Source organism: Microcoleus sp. PH2017_24_DOB_U_A, from assembly GCF_020738205.1.
Taxonomy (GTDB): Bacteria; Cyanobacteriota; Cyanobacteriia; order Cyanobacteriales; family Microcoleaceae; genus Microcoleus.
Window position 1 is genome coordinate 6445 of sequence record NZ_JAEQCT010000159.1, and the last position, 9574, is coordinate 16018.

Consider the following 9574-nt stretch of genomic DNA (forward strand, 5'->3'; position numbering starts at 1 on the left):
CAAACAAAGACGGCGATTTAAATCGCTTCTACACTAACAAAGACCGCCTCCGCGGGCTGGAATAAAGACAAACAAAGACGGCGATTTAAATCGCTTCTATACAAACAAAGACCGCCTCCGCGGGCTGGAAGAGTTAATCAGATTAGTTGAAATTTAATTAACATCATTTTTTTGATATACTGAGATTCGTTATTCCAACTAGCAATTATAACGCTATTATGGCAATTTTAGAATTTTTATTGGTAATTGGTTTGGGCGGATTCGCAGGCTTGTTGATTGTCAACAATCTGAATGAAAGCAAGCAAAAGCGACAGTTGGATGAGGCTTTTTATCAGTTATTGGAAAGTCAAAACAGTCAGATGTCGCTGATTCAATTGGCTGCTAGCGCGAGAGTTGAGGCTGAAGTGGCTCAGCAGTATTTAAACCGACAAGTTAAGATTTTTTCGGCGATTTTAGAGGTGGATGATGAAGGGGATACTTTTTATCGGTTTCCGAGGTTGCGCTTGCCGCCGAGTTCTGGTAAGGAATGGTAATGCAGTTGACAGTTGATAGTTGACAGTTGACAGTTGACAGTTGTCAGTGGTTAGTTGTCAGTTTCCTAATAATATTTAGTGGCTTTTAACTAATTTAATGCTGATTAAAGATATCGGAGAACAAGGTCTTTTAAGAATATTACAAAAATTCTGTCCCGCCGAAATTGTGGGTGATGATTGCGCTGTACTTCCGACAAATCCTCACCAATCTCTGGCGGTGACGACGGATATGTTGGTGGATGGAGTGCATTTTAGCGATCGCACCACCAGCCCTTATGACGCAGGATGGCGCGCCGCAGCCGCGAATTTGTCGGATCTGGCTGCGATGGGTGCAAAGCCTCTGGCGGTGACTGTAGCCCTGGCTGTGACGGCGGATACGGCTGTGCTGTGGGTGGAGGAGTTTTATCGGGGGATGACGGCTTGTTTGGAAGTGTATCATACGCCGATCGCGGGTGGGGATGTTGTGCGATCGTCTGTGGTGACAATTTCGATTACTGCTTTTGGGGAGGTTGAGTGCGACCGTACCATTCGTCGGTCAAATGCGCGATCGGAGAATTGGGCGATCGTGGCTACGGGTGTGCACGGGGCTTCTCGCGCGGGATTAGAGTTGTTGTTGAATCCTGAATTTGGGCTAAATCTGGAAAAGGGCGATCGAACTTCTTTAATTCTCGCTCACCAGCAGCCTAAACCGCGATTGGATGTTTTGCCGATGCTTTGGGAGATATTGGGTTGTGAAGGTGAGATAGAACCCCCCCTCAGTCCCCCCCTTGGTAAGGGGGGGAAGCAAGATTTGAATTCTCCCCCCCTTAGCAAGGTAGGCGTTAATTCTCCCCCCCTTACCAAGGGGGGGCCGGGGGGGGTTAATTCCCCAATTGCGATCGCCGGAATGGACAGTAGCGACGGTTTAGCGGATGCAATTATTCAGGTTTGTCGGGCTAGCGGTGTTGGTGCAAAAGTCGATCGCACGAAAATACCAATTCCCCCTAGTTTAAGCGAAATCGTATCCGCTGAAAAGGCTCTGGATTGGGCGTTGTACGGTGGTGAAGATTTTGAGTTGGTGCTATTTTTGCCGATCGCAAATGCTGAGTTATTAGTAGAAAAAATCGGAAATGGAGCCGCGATTATCGGCATGACTACCGATAGCACAGATATTTGGTTGACTGATAGCAGTGGTATTTATGGTGATATTAGATTGGAGAGCGATCGGGGATTTCAACACTTCTGAATCATATCTGATCTTAGTCCGCGTAGGCGGACATCGTTTGTGTAGACGCGGTTTCTAACCGCCGGGTTTCTAACCGCCTGGTTCATGATTCGACACTTCTTCCACCTCCCGCAAGATATCATTAACTGGTTGACTTTGGGAATTGGGTAATTGTGCAACAGATTTACGCCCAAACAATCTCAATCTACCATTAATTTTCCACGCACCATTAATCCAACCCATCAATCCAGAAACCAGGATGACAGCCAGGAGACTCCACAACAGACTAGCTAGGGCCGGATGAATGCGATCGCCATTTTGAGGTATTCTGAACACTATGTCTCTCTCTACATAATTCGCAACCGCAGACACCACAATGCCTCCAGCGCCTAATCCAGTACCGAGTATTTCAATTTTTCTTTCTAGGGAGCGATCGCATTCTGCTTGTTCAATATCGACAATTCCTCCCACCAACTCCACCGCAATCTTAATCAAATCAGTGCCATGTTTGAAATAGCCTAAATCGCCCTTAATTTGTTCTTGAAAATACGGACAAGTTCTATCAATGAAAAACTTGAACGTTGTCAAATCATCAGTTGGTATCTGCAATTTATCGCTAATTTGCAACAACTTTTCTTGATAGTTGTAAACATGAATATTAATCGTGTTATTAAAATCTTCTAAATATTCCAAAGCTCTTTCATAATTCAAGCTTTCTCGAAGTAACTCTTTTAGTTTGGTTTTTAGATACTTTAACGATTCATCTATATTAATACTTTGCCTCGAATCAACTCCAGTTGACAATTCAATCCGACTTACCTCGGTGATTTTTGCTTCTAGCTTTTCGATTGTTTGCTCAATCTCTAAATATCGTTCCTTAAGTAGATCGTAATTTCTGCGACTATCAATAAAAGCTTTGGTGATTTTATGGCGGTGATAAAACAGTTCAAACAAAGGTTGAACAATCTTCCCTAATTTTCCCTCAATGTCATCATCAACCAGATAAACAAATACCTGTACTTGACTTTTGGGAGAACTATACTCAAACATCGGAGAATCGAATAACTTAGTATCACGGTAAAAAGGTGGACGCACAGACTCTTCTGGGAAAAGATGTTTTAAACATTCATCTGCAACTTTGCGAAAGTCATTGTCACTTGGCTGTTGATAAGTTTTTGATTTGTAAGTAATCAAAATAGTTTGTCCTAGCCAATTTTCATGACTATCAGCAACCAAAAGATTATTAACATTGAATTGTGTTAATGCTGCGACTTCTAAGTCTTTGTTTTCGTCAGTTTCTGGGCTGCCAATTCTCGCTAAGATACCTTCACTATCATCGATGCGACAAAATCTTAAGGAACCATCGATTTGATTTGAATGCTCTAATTTGTTGGGTTTAGTGAGGGGATAACTGAGGTTTGCTTGAGAAAAAACTTTGGTTTTGTCCAGACTGAAATATTGCCAGATACTATTTGCCCAAGTCCAGATTGAGTCAACATCAGTTTTACTTTTGCTGCTGAGTTGGTAGCTGTAGATATAGACTTGGGGATGGTCAATTTTTAGCATCTGGTGCGGGGGGAATTGAGGGTGGTTGAATGCGTTGTTTTAAGTTTGCTTCTAGCTTTTTGATATCAGGATAGTTATTGGTGAGTGTTTCATAGCCCGGTGTGACTTCCGGTTCTGCATCATCAAGATTTTTGCGAGTCAGATTGGCAATCTGCTCTGCTACTTCGGGAAAATTTTGATAGACTTTATTAATAGCTTCTTTAACTGCTTTATCAGTAGCATCAGACTCAGCTATCGGCAAAACAGTCTTGAGTAATTCTTCAATAAATGGCGGAGTCAGAATCTCTGGGGCTTTGGTAATCGCGTTATAGATTTCCGACAAAATCAGGGTTTTCATCATAAGTTTACCTCAAAAATGGATGTACAATGTCAAGTGCTGTAGGAGCGGGTTTTACCAAAAACCAATAATCTCGTAAACCCGCCCCCGCCAAACTTTGATTAATTCTGTTCAGATTGTTCTTGTTGAGCTTCGGTGATAATCGCTGCTACTTCAGCTATCGGCAAGTCAAAGAATAGAGCAATTTGTTCTGTAGCTAATCCCACATTAAACATTCTGAGGATTGCAGCTTTTTCTCGCTGTTTAGCAGCTTGCAATTCAGCTTGTGCTTCAGCTTGTACTTCTTCAAGAATCTCTTGATAAACTCTGGTTTTCTTTAAGTCACTGAGGTTCAACATGGCGGCAATTTCCTCTCTGGATTTTTGGGGTAACTTGTAAAAAATGATGGTTTCTAGCAAGTTTATGAAGCTCTCTCTGACTGCGATATTTGGTATTTCGGTTTCGGCTTGTCTGGCTAAATCTATAGCTAAATCCGAGGCCGTGTTTTCTGGTTCGATTACCAGTTTAAGTAATTTTATCGGTAGAGATGCTGTTTCTGGTTCGGTAAGTTCATTCAGGTAAATGCGGGTAATTTTTGGGAGTGCCAGCATTTCCTGAAAGTGGATGTCACTTTCTCTTTCTGTTTGCCGATTTGGGTAAATGACTACCAATTGCCAAGGGTGCGGCGGTTGGTACTGTTTGAGATAGATGAATAGTTCGGCAAATAGACGATAGTACAGATTTGGGTCTGGTTGAAATTGGACTTCCACAATGTAGAATGGTAGTTGAGAATCTGCGACAATTGGCAGAAACAAACCATCTAGGCGAAAGGCTAATTGTTTGACTTCTTGGGATGTGAATTGGTATTGGTTTGTAGCATCGGCAGGTATACCCAGCAGGGCAAAGAAAATAAACGGAAATTCTTGGAAGATGCTGTAAAATAGGCTGTCGGTTTTCATCGATCGAATTTAATCTTTCTTTGAATTATACCCTATTCATTCACGATCGTATCATAATCCCAAGTGCTGTAGGGGCGGGTTCGCCGAAATATTTGACACCCATCGATGGATTATAAAAACCCGCCCCCACCCCACCGAAATATTTAGATCGCAATTCTATTGTACAAATAGATTGTGCGTTATATCATAGCCGGGGCGGGTTTATGAAATCTTTGGTTTTTATCGGAGATTGTTGGTGAACCCGCCCCTACAATATTTGCACATTCACATTATAAACCTATAGCACAAAACGCTCCCCAATGATAAACATCGCCGTAGGGTTTTACAGTCGGTTTATAACGTCCCAGATATTCTGTAACACCTTCTTTTTGGTCTCCATCGAAACTCTCCGAACCTTCCACCCATTCTAGCAAATCTGAAGTAATAGCAGACTTAAACCAGCGCTGGGTATCATGGAGCGCTTGACCAATGCTAACTCCAGGTTGTAGTACCTCATAGAATTTTACCATCATCAAGGCAGTCGAGAGGTCATTGACAGCCCAAAGACTGGCCAAAGTTCCCATTGCTCCCGCGTAGAGAAATCCCGTCGGTAATCCAATATAATCCGATCGATTCTGTGTATCAATTAGCGCGGTTTCGCAGGCGGAAAGCACGACTAGGCGGCACTGTTTGAATCGCAGTCCGAAAATTTCAGCCAAAGTCAGGCATTTGTCAATATCCGCTGTTTTGCCTTCGCGCCATTCCACATAACGCTCAGATGCCCCTAAATCTTCGATGATACCCCCTGACAAAATCAAAAACGACTTCAGCGGCTCATCAGGATTAAACGAACCGTGACAGGAAAAATGCGCGCAATGAGCATTTTCTAACTGCTCTAAATACTGTTCCAAAAGATTAGTTTTACTCGCTTCCGAGCCCGGAAGAATTTGACTGATGGCGAATTTGGGGGCGATGCTGGCGACTTCCAAATCGGTGTAGGGAAGATCCGAGGTGGGGTTTTGCAGGGCCAGGAGTTGGTCAAAATTTGGGTGGATTGTAATCTGTTGCAGGAGTTGGCAACTGGGGCTGTATTGAATCCCTTGGGTGAATCTATCTAACAAGAATTCGTCGTCGGTTAGGGGTAGGGCGTGGAGGGGGAACAGGTGCAGCAACCAGTGGGGAATTAGGATTAAGCGCGTACTTTCTGAGGGCAGAATTGTGGTGATTTGGAGGATTTCGGCAAGACGCTGGAGATAGTCGGAGAGTTTGGTTTGCCAGTGGGTTTTGCTTTGTTTGTAGTCGGCGCGGTAGTCGTTAACTAAATTGATTAATTCATCGCATTGAGGATTGCGATGCACTGTCAGCACGTCGGGGTAAGTGATGACAAAGGTGATGATTTCTTTGTCGGTGATGTACCACTCAATTAGGGCGGTGTCTGGGGTGAGGAGTTGGGTAATTTCGGTGAAAGTAATGGGTTTTAGGAGTTGGGGGGTTTCCTGTTTTTGGGCGATGACTTCGGCAAGGTTGCGGGCTTTGTTGGCTTCGGCATATAAGAGTGCTTCTTGGTTGCTTTGGCGATCGAGGCATACTTGCACCATGCCTCTGTAGAGATCATCCCACTCCAAATCGTGTTTTTGCTTGGTTTCATCTCCCGATTCTAACTCTCGTAATTTGGAGGCTCTGATTATGGCATTTTTAAAGGTATCATAGGCACTTTCGAGAGTTGCTGCTTTTTGGTTTGTGTCTTCTGGTTTTTCTCGATTGATGTTGTCTAGTTTTTGCAGATAAGCCAAGCCCAGGTTCCCTAAAGTTTCTGCATTCTCTAACGGGAAATCCTCAAGGGTACGAATTGTTAAAGCAGCGTTATAAAAGGTGATCGCCCGTTCCAGATTTTGGGCCCGCGAACCCTTGATTCTGTTACTGTAGGCAGCAGCTAGGTTATTTTGAGTCATTGCCCAATATTCAGGGAAATCTTCAAGGGTATGGACTGTTAAAGCAGCCTCATAAAATGCGATCGCCCATTCCAGATTTTCCGCCCGCGAACCGTTTATTCTGTTACTGTAGGCATTAGCTAGGTTATTTTGAGTCATTGCCCAATATTCAGGGAAATCTTCAAGGGTATGGACTGTTAAAGCAGCCTCATAAAAGGTGATCGCCCGTTCCAGATTTTCCGCCCACGAACCGTTTATTCTGTATAAGTAGGCATTAGCTAGGTTATTTTGAGTCATTGCCCAATATTCAGGGAAATCTTCAAGGGTATGGACTGTTAAAGCATTTTCATAAAAGGTGATCGCTCGTTCCAGATTATCCGCCCGCGAACCCTTAATTCTGTCACTGTAGGTAGTAGCCAGATTATTTTGAGTCTCTGCCCATTGTTCAGGGAAATCCTCAAGGGTATAGATTGTTAAGGCAGCGTCAGAAAAGTTGATCGCCAGTTCGAGATTTTCCGCCCGCGAACCGTTGATTCTGTTACTGTAGGCAGCAGCTAGATTATTTTGAGTCGTTGCCCATTGTTCAGGGAAATCCTCCAGGGTACAAACTGTTAAAGCAGCGTCAAAAAAGCTGATCGCCCTTTCCAGATTATCCGCCCACGAACCGTTGATTCTGTTTTTGTAGGCAATAGCTAGGTTATTTTGAGTTATTGCCCATTGCTGAGGAAAATCCTCAAAGGTATAGACTGTTAAAACTGCTTCATAAAAGCTGACCGCCCGTTCCAGATTTTCCGCCCGCGAACCGTTGATTCTTTGATTGTAGGCATTAGCTAGGTTATTTTGAGTTTGAGCAAACTTTTCGCTCTCCGGTTCCTGATTACTTAAAAGTATTTGATAACCAGTAATGGCAATTTCAATATTATTCGCTCTATTCCCACGCGGAAACTCAATAATATGAACACTTAAATTTTCAATTAGGGCGACAATTGAGCTAATTGTTTCTGCATTTTCACCATCAAGTAACTTCTCCGCTACTTTTTGTAAAATCTCGGCAAAACGGGCATTGAGGAGATGTTGCCGTTGAGCGAGCATGGGGTAAATTACTTTAATATCGCCCTTGCTAGCTGCTTCTGTTTGCAATAAATCTAGGATAAAGTTGGCATACTCTTGGGGATTTTCACCTTGAGAGTTATTGCTATCTCCGTCATCGTTCATATCGATGAATTGTCCTAGCTGACTGGCCAGATTTCGGAGGAAATTCGCGCCATTTTCGCCTCCTTGTGCTGCCAACTTGGCCGCTACTGACTCGCAAGTTTCCAGAAATCCGCGATCCAATAATTCTGAGTTATCTTGTAATATCTGCGGTTCGTCTCCGTTGGGGCAATTCAGCAGGGTGTGAATTAATTGGAGATAGGCTTGGGCGCGGTTTTCTTCCATTGTGGAGAGTTGTGAATAACACCGATGTTTATTTTATCATAGTTGGGGTTGGTTTGCTGGGTGGCGAGAAACCGGGTTTTTGCGAGGATATTCGATGCGAGGCGAAGATATCGGAAAAAACCCGGTTTCTGAGATTGTCGGTGGTGGCGAGAAACCGGGTTTTTACGAAGATATTGGATGGGAGGCGAAGATATCGGAAAAAACCCGGTTTCTGAGATTGTGCGTGGTGGCGAGAAACCGGGTTTTTGCGAAGATATTCAATGAGAGGCGAAGACATCGGAAAAAACCCGGTTTCTGAGATTGTCGGTGGTGGCGAGAAACCGGGTTTTTGCGAAGATATTCGATGCGAGGCGAAGACATCGGAAAAAACCCGGTTTCTGAGATTGTTAAAGCAGCCTCACTTTAGGCATTAGCCAGCTTCTTTTGAATCATTGCCCAATATTCAGGGAAAGCCTCACGGGTATATACTGTTAAAGCTGCCTCATAAAACGATCGCGCCTTTTCGATATTTTCATCCCGCGAACCGTTGATTCTGTCATTATGGGCATTACCTAGGTTATATTGAATCATTGCCCAATCTTCAGGAAACTGTTCGGGGGTACGAACAGTTAAAGCAGCGTCAAAAAATGCGATCGCGCGATCCAGATTTTCCGCCCGCGAACCGTTGATTCTGTTAGCGTAAGCAGCAGCTAGGTTATTTTGAGCCATTGCCCAATCTTCCGGGAAAGCCTCAAGGGTGTAGACTGTTAAAGCAGCGCCATAAAGGGCGATCGCCATTTCCACATTTTCCGCCCGCGAACCCTTTGTTCTGGTAATATAGGCAGCAGCTAAGTTGTTTTGAGTTTGAGCAAACTTGTCGCTTCCCGGTTGCCGATTATTTAAAACAAGTTGATAAGCGGCAATGGCAATTTCAATATTATTCGCTCTATTCCCACCGGAAAAATTACTAATATTAATGGTCAAGTCTTCAACGAGGCTGACGATTGATTCAATAGTTTGGGCATTTTCCCCACCAATTAACCTCTGCAATACTTGCTCTAATATCTCGGAAAAACGAGCATTGAGGAGATGTTGTCGTTCGGCTAGCATCGGGTAAATTACTGCTGTATTGCTATTGCTACCATCTTCTGATTGCAATAATTCTAGAATAAAGTTTGCATACTCTTGGGCATTTTCACCTTCAGAGTTATCGCCATCCTTGATATCGATTAATTGTGATAGCTGTCCAATCAGATTTCGCAGGAAGTTAGCGCCGTTTTGTCCTCCTTGCTGTGCCATTTTTTCGGCTACCAACTCGCAGGTTTCCAGAAATTCGACATCCAACAATTCTGAGTTATCTTGTAATATCTGCGGTTCCGATCCGTTGGGGCAATTCAGCAGGGTGTGAATTAGTTCTAGGTAGGCTTGGGCGCGGTTTTCTTCCATTGTTGGGGAGTTGTGAATAATGTCGGGTTTATTTTATCATGGTTGGGGGTTTTGGGGGTTGTTGCAAAGATAAGACGGCGGTTGGAAACCGCGTCTACACAAACGATGTCCGCCTCCGCGGACTGAAGAAGATAACGTAATTTCACCGCCTTTTCTTCAACCCGCGGAGGCGGGTTTTGTCTGTGTAGACGCGGTTTCCAACCGCCGGGTTTCCAACCGCCGGG

The 9574-nt window shown here is 43.9% G+C and carries 9 protein-coding genes; 3 read left to right on the forward strand and 6 right to left on the reverse strand.

Features of this window, described 5'->3' with window-relative positions; genetic code table 11:
• Positions 1–218: 218 nt before the first annotated feature.
• Positions 219–533, forward strand: coding sequence for a hypothetical protein (locus tag JGK07_RS31320; RefSeq protein ID WP_293193752.1), 315 nt, complete (start codon positions 219–221; stop codon positions 531–533).
• A 97-nt stretch (positions 534–630) separates the two neighbouring features.
• On the forward strand, positions 631–1758 hold the full coding sequence (gene thiL / locus JGK07_RS31325) for a thiamine-phosphate kinase (RefSeq protein WP_293219959.1): 1128 nt from the start codon (positions 631–633) through the stop codon (positions 1756–1758).
• A 69-nt stretch (positions 1759–1827) separates the two neighbouring features.
• Here thiL and JGK07_RS31330 read toward each other — a convergent pair whose 3' ends face one another.
• The 4 genes from JGK07_RS31330 to JGK07_RS31345 form a co-directional block, all read right to left on the reverse strand.
• On the reverse strand, positions 1828–3303 hold the full coding sequence (locus JGK07_RS31330) for a hypothetical protein (protein ID WP_293186773.1): 1476 nt from the start codon (positions 3301–3303) through the stop codon (positions 1828–1830).
• Positions 3290–3643, reverse strand: a complete 354-nt coding sequence (locus tag JGK07_RS31335; RefSeq protein WP_293186774.1) for a hypothetical protein — start codon at positions 3641–3643, stop codon at positions 3290–3292. The genes JGK07_RS31330 and JGK07_RS31335 overlap by 14 nt, the downstream gene beginning before the upstream one ends.
• 98 nt (positions 3644–3741) lie before the next feature.
• Positions 3742–4578 carry an Rpn family recombination-promoting nuclease/putative transposase gene (locus tag JGK07_RS31340; protein WP_293198498.1) on the reverse strand — a complete coding sequence of 279 codons (837 nt, stop codon included), beginning with the start codon at positions 4576–4578 and terminating at the stop codon, positions 3742–3744.
• Positions 4579–4847: 269 nt separating this feature from the next.
• Entirely contained in the window at positions 4848–7925 is a 3078-nt protein-coding gene (locus JGK07_RS31345; RefSeq protein WP_293226630.1) for a CHAT domain-containing protein, read from the reverse strand.
• 94 nt (positions 7926–8019) lie between these two features.
• Between JGK07_RS31345 and JGK07_RS31350 the strand changes: the two genes are divergently transcribed.
• Positions 8020–8223, forward strand: a complete 204-nt coding sequence (locus JGK07_RS31350) for a hypothetical protein (RefSeq protein ID WP_293226633.1) — start codon at positions 8020–8022, stop codon at positions 8221–8223.
• Positions 8224–8327: 104 nt separating this feature from the next.
• Here JGK07_RS31350 and JGK07_RS31355 read toward each other — a convergent pair whose 3' ends face one another.
• Positions 8328–9350 carry a tetratricopeptide repeat protein gene (locus tag JGK07_RS31355; protein ID WP_293226636.1) on the reverse strand — a complete coding sequence of 341 codons (1023 nt, stop codon included), beginning with the start codon at positions 9348–9350 and terminating at the stop codon, positions 8328–8330.
• Positions 9320–9574, reverse strand: a 255-nt coding sequence (locus JGK07_RS31360; protein ID WP_293193766.1) for a hypothetical protein, incomplete at its 5' end; no start/stop codon positions are given. The genes JGK07_RS31360 and JGK07_RS31355, both read right to left, overlap by 31 nt.